The organism is Porphyromonas bobii, from assembly GCF_943169685.1.
GTDB classification, from domain to species: domain Bacteria; phylum Bacteroidota; class Bacteroidia; order Bacteroidales; family Porphyromonadaceae; genus Porphyromonas; species Porphyromonas pasteri.
Window position 1 is genome coordinate 49,442 of the sequence record NZ_CALPBU010000008.1, and the last position, 15,233, is coordinate 64,674.

Sequence of the window (15,233 nt, forward strand, 5' to 3'; positions counted from 1 at the left end):
ATCCTCTACTCCTTCCGCCTCTAAAGAGTGGTGGTAGCCACACCGCAGAAACGGAGGGCTCGTCGTATCTTTGTAGGGTGCAAGGGTGCGTTTAAGGCATATCTTTGTAGGCATCCCATGGTAGTTCAATATGACTTCAATCAGTATGACCAATCAATACAGCACAGAGGACCAAGTGGCTTACATCTATGAGCTACTTGGCATAGGTGAGTGTGAAGAGATTGAATTTAAGAGTGCAAAGGGAGGCTTTGCGAAGGAGATTTGGCCTACGTATTCGGCCTTTGCTAATACTCATGGAGGCGTCATCGTCCTTGGAGTCAAGGAGGAAAACGATGCCTTGCGCCTAAGTGGCCTCACGCGAGAGGAGGCTGAGCAGTGTAAGGATAAGCTTTGGTCACAGGTGCGTAATAAGGAGGTGATCAGTCTTTGTCTTCTATCCAATGAGGATGTGCAGATCATAGATGTGGATGGATCGTTTGTGTTGACTGTGAGGGTGCCTCAAGCAACTCGGATACAGCGACCCGTTTATTGCAAGCGCATACCCGATGATGGGACCTACAGGCGCAATGCTACAGGGGACTTCCTCTGTACCCCAGCAGAGGTGCGTCGTATGATGGCCGATGCGGACTTATCCCGCCCTGCTGATGGTCGTATTCTTAAGGGATTTACGTGGGAAGATATTGATCTCCCCTCTCTCGAGCAATATCGGCGTCTCTTTATGACAGTCCATCCCGACCACCCTTGGGTGACAGAGGACAATGATGGGCTAATGCGTAAGCTGGGTGGCTATCGACGGGATCGAGAGAGTGGTGAAGAAGGATTCACCTTGGCTGGGCTTCTGATGTTTGGGAAGTTCGAGGCCATCAAGGATCCTGCCTGTGCACCGAACTTTTTCCCCGATTATAAGGAGATTACCTCCGATAGTGAACGCTGGAGTGATCGTATTTATCCTGATGGCACATGGGAGGTCAACCTATTTCAGTTCTATCGTCGGGTGCTACCGAAGCTTCAAGCATCGTTGCCCACCCCCTTTCGCTTAGAGGATGGTGTGCGCCGAGATGGGACGCTGGCTCATGAAGCGCTTCGTGAAGCTATGGCCAATCTGTGTGTGCATGCGGACTACAGCGAGGAGGCTTCACTTCTGGTCACCAAATATCCAGATAAGATCATCTTATCTAATCCAGGCGTGCTACTCATCTCTCGCGAACAGTTCTTTAGGGGCGGGGAGAGTGTCTGTCGGAATACATCGCTCCAGCAGATGTTTATGATGATGGGGCAAGCCGAAAAGGCGGGTAGCGGTGTCGACAAGATCCTCAGAGGGTGGAAGGCTTCGCGCTGGGGTAGACCCTATCCCAACGAACTCTTGCGCCCCAATAAAGTGGAGCTTGTGATGCCCTTAGAGTCATTGCTGGATCCTCGTATCCTTACCTCCTTGAAGGATCAGCTCGGTAGCCCCATTGATGAGCTTGATGAGAATGAACTGCTACTTCTCGCGACCGCTCAGAGTGAAGATGTTATTAATCATGAGCGACTCAAAGAGTTGCTCCCGATGCATCCAGCAGATATCACAAAGGTTCTTCAGAAGCTTCGTCGAGATGGGCTACTGATAGCAGAAGGGCGTGGGAGAGGGTGTGTTTATCATCTTAATGATGGTGGTGAAGCGAGCGAGCAAATGATGCAAGCTATGCCTTCAAATAATGCAAGCTCGGAAGCTCAAATGATGCAAGCTGCGCCTTCAAATAATGCAAGCTTGGAAGAGCAAATGATGCAAGCTATGCCTTCAAACGATGCAAGCTCGGAAGAGCAAATGATGCAAGCTACCAAGCGTAAGCTCAGTGCACAGGAGACGGAGCGACTCGTTTGCTGCTTCTGCACTGAATGGCGGACAGCTCAAGAGATAGCTGACTACCTACATCGGACAAAGGATCATGTGAGAAATGTAATCCTACCTCGCCTCCTTAAGCAGGGCGTGCTTGAGCAAAGGTTCTCTGTAAAACGGCATCCCAATCAGCAATATAGAGCGGGACGAGAAGAATAGGCTAAATTTGTAAGAGAATTAGCGGGGCATCCCACCCCGACCACACTTGTATAGACAGACCAATGACACCTCCATACCCTAAGTATCACCTGGCGGAGTTCCCCCACCAGTTCCGTGTACGCTACCCAGGTAAGACCATTATGCGCTACTACAACAAGCATAATGAGCGCTGGGAGAAGCTCAATGGTGAGCAGGTCGCTAACCTCTGCCTCTCGGCAGCCAAGGGCTTGGCTTACCTGCAGATCCAGACGGGCGACCGTATCGCGATCTATTCGCCCAACCGTGTGGGCTGCATCACTACCGAGCTGGGGATCTTTATGATGCGTGCCGTCTCGGTGCCCCTCTATGCGACGAGTACGCCCGATCAGGTGCAGTTCATTGTGGAGGATGCTGGTGTCGAGACGATGTTCGTCGGCGGTCAGTTCCAGTACAACAATGCCTATGAGGTGCAGCAGCGTGGCGGGTCACTTCGCCGCCTGATCATCTTCGACAACGAGGTGGTACTCGCCCCTGGGGACACGACCTCGATGTACTACGATGAGTTCGTACGCCGTGGGGACTCCGTCGCCTATGAGAACAAGGCGAACGTGACGGCAAGCCAATCGCTGGCTACCGACCTGGCGGTCATCATCTACACCTCCGGCACGACGGGTAAGAGCAAGGGCGTGATGCTGCATCATAGCAACTTCATCGAGCAGCTCTATGCGCACCAGATCAAGTACCCCTTCATCACAAATCGCGACGTCTCGATGTGCTTCCTCCCGCTGAACCACATCCTCGAGAAGGCATGGAGCTACCTCTGCCTCAGCATGGGCTGTCAGGTGGCTGTCCTCAGCGATCCGAAGCGTATCCTCGAGGCGCTGCCTATGGTACGCCCTTCGATGATGGGCAATGTGCCCCGCTTCTGGGAGAAGGTGTATATCGGTGTGCAGGATAAGATCAACCGCTCGCCTAAGCCCCTACGCTACGTCCTTCGCCACGCCATCCAGGTAGGGGATCGCTACTTCTTCGACTTCGTGAACGAGGGGAAGAAAGCGCCACTCTTCCTCAAGCTCCTCTATAAGCTCTACGATAAGACGCTCTTTGCGAAGGTGAAGAAGGCTATCGGGCTGCAGCGCGGTCGCTTCTTCCCCACGGCAGGGGCTTCGGTCTCACCCGAGATCCTGCGCTTCCTGCGCTCGATCAATGTGCCTATGTGTGTGGGCTATGGGCTTTCGGAGACGACGGCGACGGTGTCCTCCCAGCCTATGGTGGGCTTTGACCTCGAGTCAATCGGTACGATCATGCCCGCTCTCGAGGTGAAGATCGATCCCGAGACGAGTGAGATCCTCATCAAGGGCCCGACGGTGACGACGGGCTACTACAATAATCCCGAGGCCAATGCTGAGGCGTTCACCGAAGACGGCTTCTTCCGCACGGGGGATGCTGGTCGTATGGAGAATGGCGTGCTCTACTTCACGGAGCGTATCAAGGACCTCTTTAAGACTGCCAACGGTAAGTACATCGCTCCGCAGATGCTCGAGGGCTTGCTCACGGTCGATCCCCTCTTCGAGCAGGTCGCTGTCATCGCTGACGGGTATAAGTTCGTCAGTGCACTCATCTACCCCAACTGGGAGGTGCTGCGCCGTGAGGCTGCCGAGCGTGGCGTGTCTCGCGACCTCAGCGAAGAGGAGCTCAGCAAGCAGCATGAGGTGCACCGCCTCGTGATGGCGCACGTAGAGGCTGCTCTCAGCTCCGTAGCGCAGTATGAGAAGGTGAAGAAATTCCACCTGATGACGACGCCCTTCACGCTGGAGAGCGGCGAGCTGACCAATACGCTGAAGCTACGCCGTAAGGTCGTCGCTGAGCACTACGCCAGCGAGATCGCCCATATGTACGAGGAGTAGCCTCGACACCCTGATACAGAATACAAATACAAGAATTAGATACAGACGATGAACTATTGGTTCGAATGCAAAGTTTCCTACGAGCGCCAGGCCGACTCGATGGGTATGAAGAAGGTTTCCGAAAGCTACCTGGTAGATGCCCTCTCCTTCACAGAGGCAGAGAAGCGTATCATCAAGGAGATTAGACCCTTCGTTTCGGTCGGTGAGCTGGAGGTGGTGAACATCCGCCGTGCTCGTATCGCTGAGCTCTTCCTCAACGATGAGGCCGAGGACGACCGCTACTTCCGTGCTAAGGTGAACTTCATCACCGTTGATGAGAAGAGTGGCTCGGAGAAGAAGACTTCCGCTACGATGATCGTCAAGTCCGATTCGCTGCCTAACGCTGTCACCGAGCTGAAGGCTCAGCTCGATAGCCAGATGGCCAGCTACGAGATCGCTGCAGTCACCGACACGCAGATCTTAGACGTCTTCCAATATGAAGCCCCTGAGAAGTGAGGATATAGCTGAGCGCCTCGATAAGATACGCTCTACGCTGACGGGTGGGGCGCGGCTGGTGGCCGTGTCGAAGTTCCATCCTGCGGAGTATATCGAGATGGCGCACGCTGCAGGCCAGTGCCTCTTCGGCGAGAGCCGTGTGCAGGAGCTGGTAGATAAGTGGGAGGGCCTCCGTGAGCGCTATCCCGACCTCGTCTGGCACTTCATTGGGCCGCTGCAGACGAACAAGGTGAAGTACATCGCTCCCTTCATCCATATGATCGAGAGCGTCACCTCTGAGCGTCTCCTTCTGGAGATATGCCGTCAAGCCCAGCGTGTGGGGCGCACCATTCCCATCCTCCTCGAGGTGCATGTAGCTCGTGAGGAGACGAAGAGTGGCTTCTCCCCCGATGAGCTACGTGAGCTCCTCGGGCGCATCGCTTCGAGCCCCGAGACCTATCGTGGCGTCGCTCTCCATGGTCTGATGGCTATGGCGAGCAATGTCGATGATGAGGCTGTCATCAGTGGTGAGTTCGCCACGGTGCATCGTCTCTTCGACGAGATCCGCTCCTCGGGACTGCTCCTCCAGCCCGAGCTCTTCACCGAGCTCTCTATGGGGATGAGTGGAGACTATCCGCTGGCGCTCCGTGAGGGCGCTACCCTGGTGCGTGTCGGCTCCGCTATCTTCGGAGACCGCGCATAGTATATATCGAGGTGTCTTCGCCCCGCTGCCCAGCGTGGAGAGGGCTCCTACCTCAATTTAGCAATCCATCTATGACTTACTGGACGAAGATCCTGAGCCTCGCGCTCGGCCTACTCCTCCTCACGCCTGCGTCGGCTCAGACGAAGGGCAAGGAAGAGAAGAAGAAGGATAATAAGTTTAGCTACGTGCAGGCTGTCGATATCTTCGGCTCCTCACTGGCGCTCCTTGACCGCCACTTTGTCGACTCCATCGATATCAAGCGTCTGAGCCGTATCGGCTTGGACGGTATGCTCGAGAGCCTCGACCCCTATACCGAGTACTATTCGTCGGAGGATACCGACAAGCTCCGTCTCCTGACGACTGGGGCTTATGGCGGTATCGGGTCGGTCATCTCGCAGCGCCCCGATAGCACGATCATCATCAACGACCCCATGGAGGGTATGCCTGCTGCACAGGCCGGTCTGCGTGCCGGTGACGTCATCCTCGAGGTCGACGGTCAGGACTTCCGTAAGTCGACCAGCGATAAGGTGAGTGCCGCCCTCAAGGGTACGCCTGGGAGCAAGATCACGCTCCTGATCCAGCGTCCAGGGGAGTCGAAGCCTCGCCGCATCGAGTTCCGCCGTCAGAAGATTCAGGTCAGCCCTGTACCTTACTATGGTGTCATCGGGAAGGATATGGGCTATATCTCCCTCACTGGCTTCCCCAACACGGCAGCCGCTGAGGTGAAGAAGGCCTTCCTGGACCTCAAGTCCAAGCACCAGCTCCGTGGGCTCATCCTTGACCTGCGCGACAATGGTGGTGGGCTCATCGACGAAGCCATCAAGATCGTCAACTTCTTCGTCCCTGCAGGTGAGGAGGTCGTGACGACGCGTGGTCGCAATGCCCGCCGTCAGGAGGTCGTCTATCGCACGACTGACAAGCCTCTCGACACGCAGATCCCCATCGCAGTGCTCATCAATGGGCAGTCGGCCTCGGCCTCCGAGATCGTCAGTGGTGCTCTGCAGGATCTCGATCGCGCTGTCGTCATGGGCGTCAAGAGCTATGGTAAGGGCCTTGTGCAGACGACGATGCAGCTCCCCTATGATGGGACGATCAAGCTCACGACGGCGAAGTACTACATCCCCAGCGGTCGCTGTATCCAGCGCATCAACTACCAGTCGCTACGTGAGGGTAAGGGCGCTACGATCCTGCCTGACAGCCTGACGAAGGTCTTCCATACGCGAGCAGGCCGTGAGGTCCGTGATGCTGGTGGTATCCTCCCCGACATCGCTCTCACGAATGACTCGCTGCCCACGATGGTGTACTACCTGCGTGTCAATAACGATGCCTTCGACTGGATCACCGACTATGTGCGCAGCCACCGCACGATCGCTTCGCCCCGTGACTTCAAGCTCACGGATGCAGACTATACCTCCTTCTCTAATCATATGATCGAGAAGAAGTTCGACTACGACCGCCAGAGCGGCAAGGAGCTGAAGAAGCTGGAGGACCTGGCGAAGTTCGAGGGCTATTACAACAAGAGTCGTGAGGCCTTTGAGGCGCTGAAGAAGCTCCTCGTCCCCGACCTCAAGCACGACCTCGAGGAGCATCGTCCCTTCATCGAGCAGTATCTGACGGGGGCTATTCTCACCCGCTACTATTACAATAGAGGGGCGCTGGAGCGCAGTGTCGCCGAGGATAAGATGGTGCGTGCCGCAGAGGATCTCCTCGCAGATCCTGCACGCTACACGAAGGTCCTGAGCCGCCCCGAGGCTAAGACCGCCGCTACCCCTACAGCGAAGTAGTGCGATGAAGAAAATCTTTTGCCCCAAGTGCGATACGGCGATCCCTCTGAGGAGGGAGCGTATCGAGGAGCTACAGGCCTCGGGAGAGGATCGCCTCTCGATCATCTGCCCGCAGTGCACGCATCAGCTCAACCTGCGTCTGCGCTTGCCTTCGGCTAAGAGCACGAAGCGACAAGAGCAGCGCACCTCCGTCGGGCATATCATCGTGGTAGAGAATGTCTTCGGCTATAAGCAGCTCTTCCCCCTCTACGTCGGGGTGAATGCTATCGGCCGTCGCAACAAGGATACCGCCACGGATATCCCTATCATCACCTCCGACCCGAGTATGGATCGCCATCATGCGATCATCAAGGTCACCGAGGGGCGCACGGGGAAGCTCCGCTTCGCTGTGGCAGATGACGATAGCCGAGTGGGGACCTTCCTCGCAGGCGAGCTTCTCGCCCCGAAGGAGTGGCGCTACCTCCAGCCTGGAGACGTGCTCACGCTCGGCGCTACCTCCATCATCTTCAGCGACGAACCTCTCCCCGAAGATCCCACCATCGAGGAGTCGTAGCTTGCGCCTTCCCTCTCCACTCGCGGGGCCAACGAGCTACGCTCACCGCTCTCGTCGTGGTGGACGATTTTTTACGTCTGCATAGTATAGTGGGTTGCTTATGTGCGTATTTTTTGCTTACTTTGCAGACCGATTGTAGAGTCCTCCTGAGGGAGGTGAAGATACAAGTCGCTGATTACGTTAGAAATAACAAACTAAAATATAAGAGTAATGTCAAAGATTTGTCAGATTACAGGTAAGAAAGCCCTGGTCGGCAACAATGTCTCGCACTCCAATCGCAAGACAAAGCGCCGCTTCGAAGTCAACCTGTTTACCAAGAAGTTCTTCTGGCCAGAAGAAGGGTGCTGGATCGTCCTGAAGGTGTCTGCCGCAGGCCTCCGCCTCATCAACAAGATCGGTCTCGATGCCGCTGTGCGTCAGGCTGCAAACAATGGCTACCTAAGTGAAATCAAAGTAAAGTAGTAGGAAGATCATGGCAAAGAAAGCTAAAGGAAACAGAGTACAGGTCATCCTCGAGTGCACTGAGCACAAGGAGAGTGGTATGCCAGGGACGTCCCGCTACATCACGACCAAGAACAGAAAGAATACGACCGAGCGTCTTGAGCTGAGAAAGTACAACCCCATCCTCAAGCGTATGACGGTCCATAAGGAAATCAAGTAATCACGAGGAGACAAGACAATGGCAAAGAAAGCAGTCGCATCATTCAAGAAGGCCGACGGTCGTACCTACTCTAAGGTCATCAAGATGGTCAAGTCCCCTAAGACGGGTGCTTACATCTTCCAGGAAGAGATGGTCCCCAACGAAGCCGTCAAGGAGTTCTTCTCTTAATCGAACGAACTTCGTCGGGTGCTCTGCCCTCGCTATAGAGGTCGCACCCACCGCCGCTACCCGAGTGTAGCAAACACCTACAAGAGGCTGCCCCATGCAATGCAAGCGGGCAGCCTCTTATCTTTTCGAGACCTCCGAGTTAACTCCCCTCACCGCGCCTCTATCAGCTGCGGTGCCGACCCTATAAAGCAGAGATCTTCATGTCTACGCAGGTAGAAAAAAACACCGAGCGCATCGAGCGCTTAGCTCACGAGAGCATCCCACGCCTCCTTATTCACTATGGTGTCCCAGCTATTGTGGGGACGATGGTCAATGCGCTCTACAGCGTCGTCGACCGTATCTTCATCGGGCAGGGCGTCAGTGAATTTGCTATCACGGGGCTTGCTCTGACCTTCCCTATCCTGATCTTCATCCAAGCCTTCGGTATGCTTATCGGCGTCGGGGCTTCATCTCGTGTGTCCATCCTCCTCGGCGAGAACAAGCACGATCAGGCTGAGCGTATCCTGAGTAATGCCCTCCTGCTGACTCTGGTCACGCAGGTGCTGACCTTAGTGCCGGTGATGATCTGGCTCGACGATATCCTCCGTGCTCTGGGGGCTAATGACCGCACGCTCCCCTTCGCTTACGACTATCTGAAGATCATGATCCCGGGGAATATCTTCTCGACGCTCTGCTTCAGCTTCAATGCGATCATGCGTGCTTCGGGATATCCCTACAAGGCGATGATCACGATGCTCATCGGGGCAGGGCTCAATACGCTCCTCGATGCGCTCTTCATCTATGGCTTTGACTGGGGTATTGAGGGGGCTGCTTGGGCTACGGTGATCGCTATGGCTGTGTCGTCAGCGTTTGTGATGCAGCACTTCCTCAGCAGCAAGAGCGAGGTGCAGTTCCGCCGACGCAATATGCGCCTCTCCTCCGAGCAGATCCTGGCGATCCTCTCTATCGGTATGTCGCCCTTCTTCCTGCAGCTCCTCAGTAGTGGCATCGCCTTCCTCATCAACTCTACCTTGGCTCGCTATGCGGAGAATTCTCTGATGGCTGACCGAGCGGTGGGGGCTTATGGGATCATCAATAGCGCGGCCCTTGTGGGCTTTATGTTCATGCTCGGTATCGCTCAGGGAATGCAGCCCATCGTGGGCTACAACTACGGAGCCCGTGCGATGGACCGTGTGCGTCAGGCCTTCAAGATCTGCTCGTCTACGAACTTCGGTATCGGTGCTTTCGTGACTATCGTAGCGGTGGTGGCACCAGGCTTGATCGCCTCACTCTTCACCAGCTCGCCTGAGATGATCGAGGCCTCGGTGCATGCGCTACGCCTCTGTCTCTATGGCTTTGCCTTCGTAGGCTTCCAGGTCACGGCTACGCAGTTCTTCCAGAGTATCGGCTTCGGGGGGAAGGCGCTTCTCTTGAGTCTCTCTCGTCAGATCCTCTTCCTCCTGCCTGCGCTCTTCCTCTTCCCCCTGCTCTGGGATGCTACGGGTGTATGGCTCGCTATGCCCTTCTCGGACATCGCTGCAGGGGTGCTGGGGATGATCCTGATGTATTATCAGTTCAAGATCTTCGACCGTAAGTTCTCCTCCGAGGGGCTCTAAGGTCGCACGCCACTTTCCCTTTATACTATGGTTTATTTGTATTCGGTCCTCTGCTGCCTCTTCCTCTTCCCGTACCTCGGGTGGCGCGCAGGGCAAGTGCTGGGGCCACGTCTGCGCCGCGTCTTCTGGGGCTTGCTGGTGCTGATCTTTGTACTCTTCTCCATCGCGCTCCTCATCCATCGCCGCTTCGAAGCCGACTGGATGAGTGCCGTGATGAATGGTAGCGTGTACATCTTCTTCTCTACGATGTACGCCACGGCCGTCGTCGTCGGGGTGAATATCCTACGCTATATCGATGCGCGCACATTCAAGCTCTATGCTTCGGCTCGCCCTGCGGTAAAGCAGGGTGCGAAGGTCATCGCCTTCATCGCTACCCTTGCGGTCTTCTTCACGACGATGGTCATCGGCCACCGCAATGTGCGCTACCCGCGCGTCATGTATCAGAAGTACACCGTCAAGCGTCTAGTGCCCGAAGGGGCACAGCCCGAGAAGCGCATACGTCTGGTCTTCTTCTCCGACCTGCATATCGGCGAGGCGATGACGCCCGACTATATCGCTCGTGCGGTGAAGCTCATCCAAGACCAGCAGCCTGACCTCATCCTCTGCGGTGGGGACTTCATCGATCACCGCGCCGTCTACGCTTATGATCCGCGTGTGATGGCTTCGCTTCGCTCACTCCATGCGCCTCTGGGTGTGTACTACGTCTTGGGGAATCACGAATATCGTGACGATCTGGAGGCCAATATCCGCTGGGTCTCCGAAGTCGGTGGTACGCTCCTTCGCGACAGTATCGCTTTCCCTGGGAATGGCCCGCTTACGCTCATCGGGCGTGATGACTGGGTGAATGGCAACCGAAAGCCCTTCGAGGTCATCGCCAACGAAGCGGATCCCTTGCGAGGACCCGTCGTGCTCATGGAGCATACGCCCGCCTCGATAGATAGCATCGGCGATAGTCCCGTGGACCTCATCCTCTGTGGCCATACCCACGGCGGACAGATCTGGCCCGGCCAACTGATGGTCTGGTGGCGCTACGGTATGGTCTCGGGTACGCGCCCTGTGGGTGAGCGTGAGGTGTGCATCTCCTCAGGTATCGGCTCGGCGGGTGCGACCTACCGCGTAGGTACGCGCAGTGAGATCCGCGTCTACGACCTCTACTGGTAGCGGGCTATAGCTCCGCTCCATCCAAATACCGCCAAGCGCCAGCTCTCTCAAGAGGGCTGGCGCTTGGCGGTATTCTTTGTCTGTGTGGGAGGGGTATCTCGCTTTGTTGTAGGAGGATGTGGTGCTCCTGTGCTGCTGTAAGATAGGCTACCTCGTAGGTGGGTGGTATGAACCACTATTGGTCCGTGAGCGAACCAGTAGTGGTTCGTTTTCTGACCAGTAGTGGTTGGCTCGTTGACCAATAGTGGTTCGCTCACGGACCAGTATAGGTTGATATTCCCTTCCTTGGCTTCTCCTTTTCTTCATCCTCGGAGTGAGATGCCACCTTGCGGGGGTAGAGAAGGGGGAGGTACCCCTCCTTTGGATTGCTTGCTTGGGTCTTCTCCCCGCCATGATGGGGATTTCGGCTGGCGTAACGTTGTCTTTTTGCTTTGTGTATAATGCTTTTTGGTCAGGGAGTCATGTGTAGTGTGTAAGTGTTTGTGGGGTAGTTGATTGTTTTATGGGATGAAGTTACCTATATTTGCCTGCCGAAAGCGGAAGTTGATGACCTGCTGTTCGCCATCACGCCTCTGCTAATTTCCCCCAAGTAAAATCCTCCCCTATAGATTATCGATGTAGAAAGAGATGAGTGAGGCCAGAATACTCTCAGTTGAAGAGCTGCTAAAGCTCAATTTGGTTATTCCCAGCTACCAACGTCCCTATAAGTGGACTGAAAAGAATATCAGAGAGCTTATTCTTGATATTCAGAAGGGCATTGAGGACGCAAACAAGCATCCGAACTTTAAGTATCGCGTAGGTACTGTAATTCTCCATGCGAATACCGAGGAGGAGAAGCCGACGTATGACATCGTCGATGGGCAGCAGCGTATCCTCTCGTTCTTGCTATTGAAGCTGTGTCTGAGCCCAAACTTTACATGTAGTCTCCTATCTGCCAAGTTCTCGGATAAGGTTACTCTGGGTAATCTTCATAGTAATTCAGATAGAATCCGTGAATGGTGTTCTTCTGTAGATGTCGGGGTCAAGGAGGCCTTTGATAAGGCTCTCAGTGAGGTGCTAGAGGTAGTTGTCCTTACGGTCAATGAACGGAGTGAGGCTTTTCAGCTCTTTGACTCACAGAATACTCGAGGGCGTGAGCTGTATCCCCATGACTTACTCAAGGCTTATCACCTTAGGGAGATTCATGATAAGTATGATATGCAGCGTGCTGTCTTGAAGTGGGAGTCTAAGGATCCCAAGGCTATTCGTGAGCTCTTCGATAACTATCTCTTTCCGCTATGGAATTGGTCCAAGCGGCGGAAGTCTAGCCGCTTCACTGCAGCTGAAATAGATCTTTATAAGGGGATTGAGGAGAGTTCGGGGTACACTTATGCACGCCGGGCTAACAAGGCTATGCCTTACTTCCTGCTTTCGGAGCCACTGATCTCAGGAGGAGATTTCTTCGAGATGGTAGACCACTACATGCAAATGCTTCATAGTATCAAGCTGGAGCTTATTGACAATCCTGATTTTGCACGCATCAAGGAGCTACTCATTGATGATAAGTCAAAGGTGGGGCAGATCAAAACTCCAGCAGACTTAGATAAGGCTTGTAAGTCTTCATCGACGGGGATGAATCATGCTCGCAATCTATTTTTTTGCGCTCTGCTCTGCTACTACGACCGCTTCCATAACTTCGATTTGATGGCAGTGAAGAAGCTGTTTACATGGGCGATGATGCTTCGAGTTGATATGAATCATTTGGGCTTTGATACCGTTAATCGGTATGCTATTGGCCTTGGAGATAATGATAAGTATACCAATTCTGAGCCCGTAATTTCACTGATCTCTTCGGCTCGTAGGCATACGGAGATATCAGGGATGCCTCTGATGGTAAAACGAGATAATGATAAGGCTGAGACAGAGAAGTGGCAGGGGCTGTATGAAGACCTTCTACTATTAAACGGATATAAGTAAGATGATACAGGAACTGAGAATACTTGATGATGAGACCCTCTTTGATAAGGAGGTGCACTATGTGATCCCTCGCTACCAGCGTGCTTATGCCTGGGAGGATAAGGAGATCGTGCAGCTCATCGATGATATCAATGACTCCACTGGGGATTACTACATCGGTTCGCTTGTCGTGGCTAAGGTCAAGGGTAAGGAAGAGACATATGAGGTCGTGGATGGACAACAGCGCCTAACTACGCTCTATCTCTTGCTGCACTACCTAGTCTCACGCCGTCGCTTGGAACGAGAGGTTGGGAAAACACTTTCGTTTGACTGTCGTCCGAACTCAAACTATACACTGGTTCATATTCAAGATTTGCTCTCGAAGGAGAAGCCTCTTGCGGATGATATGGATCGAATAGAGCAGTCTATTCTTAATGGACTCAAGGTAATTGAGCAGAAGTTCACGGTAGGAGATGTCATTGATGTAGAAGCCTTCATTGAGCGCCTGAAGAGTGTAATTCTCTATCGGATAGAGGTGCCCGAGCATACGGATCTTAATCGCTACTTTGAGATCATGAATACCCGAGGTGAGCAGCTGGAGCAACATGATATCCTCAAGGCCCAGCTCATGAGGTATCTCAGTAATAGGAGAGAACAAGAGTTCTTCTCCAGGGTATGGAATGCTTGTAGTGATATGACAGGCTATGTCCAGATGCACTTTGCGAAAGCGGAGAGAGAGGAGATTTTTGGCGATAAATGGTCGCCTGATAAGTTGTCGGGGAGTTGGTCTCGCTATACAGGTTGCCTAAAGATGGGTCAGAGTGCTGATGAGGGATTTTCAATCACAAGCGTCACGAGATCCGACTTTAAAGTTGCGGCGTTGGATGCTGTACGAGAGAGTGACAATACTCCGATACGTTTCGATAGTATCATAGGCTTCCCTCATTTCTTGCTTCATGTCCTCCGAGTTTTTCTTCGTGTTGAGAATGTGTCTTTAAGTAAAGGAAGTGGCTTGGGTAGCTTGCTTGATGACAAGCGCTTGCTTGCAGACTATAATAAGGTGATCGCTTGTGGGCAAATGGGTGCTAAGCCTATCAAGGAGAATGAGGCGAGCTTCGCCCGTAAGTTTATTCTGTTCTTGTTGCGTTCCCGCTTCCTGTTTGATCAGTTTATCATCAAGCGCGAGTATGCAGGTGATGATCAAGAAGGCGCCTGGAGCCTCAAAGAGTTGTGCACTGCGGGCGCAGGGTATAAGAAGAAGGCTTACTATGCAAACACAAGACTTCGCTATGAGAATGAGTGGGAGAAGACCTATGCACCACGCAATAAGGAGTGTCTGATGATACAGTCCGCACTACGTGTATCGTACACATCTCCTAAGGTGATGCACTGGATAACGGAACTGCTGGTGTGGTTGTTTAACAACAACGAGACCGAGCGATACAAACTAACCGACGAGGCAGAGCGCATAGCAGCAGAAGCTGTGATGGAGAACTTCTTAGATCCGGGTAATTATGAGCTCGGTGTCCAGACTCCGCATGTTGTCTTCAACTACCTAGACTACTTGCTGTGGAAGGAAGATAAGGAGAAGTATAAAGACTTTGTTTTCGAGTTCCGTAACTCAGTAGAGCACTGGTATCCCCAGCATCCGTCCGAAGGTACCTTTGAGGCATGGGACGGGATAGATACCTTCGGCAATCTGTGTATTATCTCTCGCAGTGTCAATTCCAAGTTCTCTAATCTCTCGCCAGAATCTAAGATGAAGTCTTATAAGAAGATGGTGCAGAAGGGTAGTCTGAAGCTTCGCATCATGGGTGATATCATTGAAGGGGGCTCCAGCGAAAAGTGGAGGCAGTCAGAGTGCGCTAAGCATGAGAAGGAGATGATCCGCCTGCTCTGTAGGGCTCTGCAGGAAGCCGTAGAAGAGGAATAGGCTATAGGTCTCTCTGCTTTTCGCGCACGCACCTGGTGGTCGTAATATGCGCTGTTAGTTTACCGCCCTCGGGATTGTCTCCCGAGGGCGGCGTTGTCCTTTAGTCCAGCTTATGCGGGGAGGAGTGCAAATAACTATTGGTGTGGGGTGCAAACGAGTAGTGGTATGCGGTGCAAACCCATAGTAGGTTGCTGCTCCGCATAGGGATAAAAGTTGCGGACGAGTGGCAGATAAGTTGGGGCTACGTACGTGGCTCTAATATCTACGTACGTGGATATTTGGATTTGCGTGCCTGGTCTTTAAGACTACGTGCATAGATAGAAGAATACCACTACGGGGAGG

Annotated in this window: 13 protein-coding genes; all 13 read left to right on the forward strand. The window is 53.6% G+C overall.

Annotation, left to right across the window (positions count from 1 at the left end; translation table 11 throughout):
- Positions 1–145 precede the first annotated feature (145 nt).
- The 13 genes from KO088_RS07955 to KO088_RS08015 all read left to right on the forward strand — a co-directional run bounded on the left by KO088_RS07955 (position 146) and on the right by KO088_RS08015 (position 14,891).
- The gene (locus tag KO088_RS07955; protein ID WP_215494297.1) at positions 146–2,038 is read left to right on the forward strand and encodes an RNA/DNA-binding domain-containing protein; all 1,893 of its coding nucleotides are present in this window, start codon (positions 146–148) and stop codon (positions 2,036–2,038) included.
- A 62-nt stretch (positions 2,039–2,100) separates the two neighbouring features.
- Positions 2,101–3,924, forward strand: coding sequence for an AMP-dependent synthetase/ligase (locus tag KO088_RS07960; RefSeq protein ID WP_215494298.1), 1,824 nt, complete (start codon positions 2,101–2,103; stop codon positions 3,922–3,924).
- Positions 3,925–3,972: 48 nt separating this feature from the next.
- Positions 3,973–4,419 (forward strand): DUF4494 domain-containing protein, encoded by a 447-nt coding sequence (locus KO088_RS07965; RefSeq protein ID WP_188807987.1) that lies wholly within the window; start codon positions 3,973–3,975, stop codon positions 4,417–4,419.
- Positions 4,400–5,101, forward strand: coding sequence for a YggS family pyridoxal phosphate-dependent enzyme (locus KO088_RS07970; protein WP_215494299.1), 702 nt, complete (start codon positions 4,400–4,402; stop codon positions 5,099–5,101). The genes KO088_RS07965 and KO088_RS07970 overlap by 20 nt, the downstream gene beginning before the upstream one ends.
- A 71-nt stretch (positions 5,102–5,172) precedes the next feature.
- The gene (locus tag KO088_RS07975) at positions 5,173–6,885 is read left to right on the forward strand and encodes a S41 family peptidase (protein WP_215494300.1); all 1,713 of its coding nucleotides are present in this window, start codon (positions 5,173–5,175) and stop codon (positions 6,883–6,885) included.
- A 4-nt stretch (positions 6,886–6,889) separates the two neighbouring features.
- Positions 6,890–7,438: an FHA domain-containing protein gene (locus KO088_RS07980; RefSeq protein ID WP_060935608.1), complete on the forward strand. Its 549-nt coding sequence runs from the start codon at positions 6,890–6,892 to the stop codon at positions 7,436–7,438.
- A gap of 210 nt (positions 7,439–7,648) precedes the next feature.
- Complete coding sequence (rpmB, locus tag KO088_RS07985) at positions 7,649–7,900, forward strand: 50S ribosomal protein L28 (RefSeq protein ID WP_009433260.1); 252 nt, start codon at positions 7,649–7,651, stop codon at positions 7,898–7,900.
- A 10-nt stretch (positions 7,901–7,910) separates the two neighbouring features.
- On the forward strand, positions 7,911–8,099 hold the full coding sequence (rpmG, locus tag KO088_RS07990) for a 50S ribosomal protein L33 (RefSeq protein WP_009433251.1): 189 nt from the start codon (positions 7,911–7,913) through the stop codon (positions 8,097–8,099).
- An 18-nt stretch (positions 8,100–8,117) separates the two neighbouring features.
- Positions 8,118–8,267 (forward strand): DUF4295 domain-containing protein, encoded by a 150-nt coding sequence (locus KO088_RS07995; RefSeq protein ID WP_009433277.1) that lies wholly within the window; start codon positions 8,118–8,120, stop codon positions 8,265–8,267.
- Positions 8,268–8,467: 200 nt separating this feature from the next.
- Positions 8,468–9,862 carry an MATE family efflux transporter gene (locus tag KO088_RS08000; protein WP_215494301.1) on the forward strand — a complete coding sequence of 465 codons (1,395 nt, stop codon included), beginning with the start codon at positions 8,468–8,470 and terminating at the stop codon, positions 9,860–9,862.
- A 27-nt stretch (positions 9,863–9,889) separates the two neighbouring features.
- Entirely contained in the window at positions 9,890–11,023 is a 1,134-nt protein-coding gene (locus KO088_RS08005; RefSeq protein ID WP_251419901.1) for a metallophosphoesterase, read from the forward strand.
- 627 nt (positions 11,024–11,650) lie between these two features.
- Positions 11,651–12,979 carry a DUF262 domain-containing protein gene (locus KO088_RS08010; protein ID WP_215494302.1) on the forward strand — a complete coding sequence of 443 codons (1,329 nt, stop codon included), beginning with the start codon at positions 11,651–11,653 and terminating at the stop codon, positions 12,977–12,979.
- A 1-nt stretch (position 12,980) separates the two neighbouring features.
- Positions 12,981–14,891, forward strand: a complete 1,911-nt coding sequence (locus KO088_RS08015) for a DUF262 domain-containing protein (RefSeq protein WP_215494303.1) — start codon at positions 12,981–12,983, stop codon at positions 14,889–14,891.
- Positions 14,892–15,233: the final 342 nt, after the last annotated feature.

Excerpts from the sequence above, each read along its gene's own strand:
- KO088_RS07965 (WP_188807987.1), top strand. The coding sequence starts at position 3,973 with ATGAACTATTGGTTCGAATGCAAAGTTTCCTACGAGCGCCAGGCCGAC.
- KO088_RS07995 (WP_009433277.1), top strand. The coding sequence starts at position 8,118 with ATGGCAAAGAAAGCAGTCGCATCATTCAAGAAGGCCGACGGTCGTACC.
- KO088_RS07975 (WP_215494300.1), top strand. The coding sequence starts at position 5,173 with ATGACTTACTGGACGAAGATCCTGAGCCTCGCGCTCGGCCTACTCCTC.
- KO088_RS07980 (WP_060935608.1), top strand. The coding sequence starts at position 6,890 with ATGAAGAAAATCTTTTGCCCCAAGTGCGATACGGCGATCCCTCTGAGG.
- KO088_RS08005 (WP_251419901.1), top strand. The coding sequence starts at position 9,890 with ATGGTTTATTTGTATTCGGTCCTCTGCTGCCTCTTCCTCTTCCCGTAC.
- KO088_RS07960 (WP_215494298.1), top strand. The coding sequence starts at position 2,101 with ATGACACCTCCATACCCTAAGTATCACCTGGCGGAGTTCCCCCACCAG.
- KO088_RS08010 (WP_215494302.1), top strand. The coding sequence starts at position 11,651 with ATGAGTGAGGCCAGAATACTCTCAGTTGAAGAGCTGCTAAAGCTCAAT.
- KO088_RS08015 (WP_215494303.1), top strand. The coding sequence starts at position 12,981 with ATGATACAGGAACTGAGAATACTTGATGATGAGACCCTCTTTGATAAG.
- KO088_RS07970 (WP_215494299.1), top strand. The coding sequence starts at position 4,400 with ATGAAGCCCCTGAGAAGTGAGGATATAGCTGAGCGCCTCGATAAGATA.
- KO088_RS07955 (WP_215494297.1), top strand. The coding sequence starts at position 146 with ATGACCAATCAATACAGCACAGAGGACCAAGTGGCTTACATCTATGAG.
- rpmB (WP_009433260.1), top strand. The coding sequence starts at position 7,649 with ATGTCAAAGATTTGTCAGATTACAGGTAAGAAAGCCCTGGTCGGCAAC.
- KO088_RS08000 (WP_215494301.1), top strand. The coding sequence starts at position 8,468 with ATGTCTACGCAGGTAGAAAAAAACACCGAGCGCATCGAGCGCTTAGCT.
- rpmG (WP_009433251.1), top strand. The coding sequence starts at position 7,911 with ATGGCAAAGAAAGCTAAAGGAAACAGAGTACAGGTCATCCTCGAGTGC.